Origin of the sequence: Ammoniphilus sp. YIM 78166, assembly GCF_004522215.1 — a bacterium.
Lineage (GTDB): Bacteria > Bacillota > Bacilli > Aneurinibacillales > RAOX-1 > YIM-78166.
On the sequence record NZ_SDLR01000040.1, the window covers coordinates 1 to 658 of the forward strand.

General features: G+C 54.8%; 1 rRNA gene. It reads right to left on the minus strand.

Annotation, left to right across the window (positions count from 1 at the left end):
* Positions 1–658, minus strand: a 23S ribosomal RNA gene (locus EIZ58_RS32780); the annotation flags it as partial.

The window sequence follows — 658 nt, forward strand, 5'->3', positions numbered from 1 at the left end:
CTCTCGTACTAGGAGCAGCCCCCCTCAGTTCTCCAGCGCCCACGGCAGATAGGGACCGAACTGTCTCACGACGTTCTAAACCCAGCTCGCGTACCACTTTAAATGGCGAACAGCCATACCCTTGGGACCTACTTCAGCCCCAGGATGTGATGAGCCGACATCGAGGTGCCAAACACCGCCGTCGATATGAACTCTTGGGCGGTATCAGCCTGTTATCCCCGGAGTACCTTTTATCCGTTGAGCGATGGCCCTTCCATTCAGAACCACCGGATCACTATGACCTGCTTTCGCACCTGCTNATCCCCGGAGTACCTTTTATCCGTTGAGCGATGGCCCTTCCATTCAGAACCACCGGATCACTATGACCTGCTTTCGCACCTGCTCGCGCCGTCACGCTCGCAGTCAAGCTGGCTTATGCCATTGCACTAACCTCCTGATGTCCGACCAGGATTAGCCAACCTTCGTGCTCCTCCGTTACTCTTTAGGAGGAGACCGCCCCAGTCAAACTACCCACCAGACACTGTCCGCAACCCGGATTACGGGCCAACGTTAGAACATCAAACATTAAAGGGTGGTATTTCAAGGTCGGCTCCATGCAGACTGGCGTCCACACTTCAAAGCCTCCCACCTATCCTACACATCAAGGCTCAATGTTCAG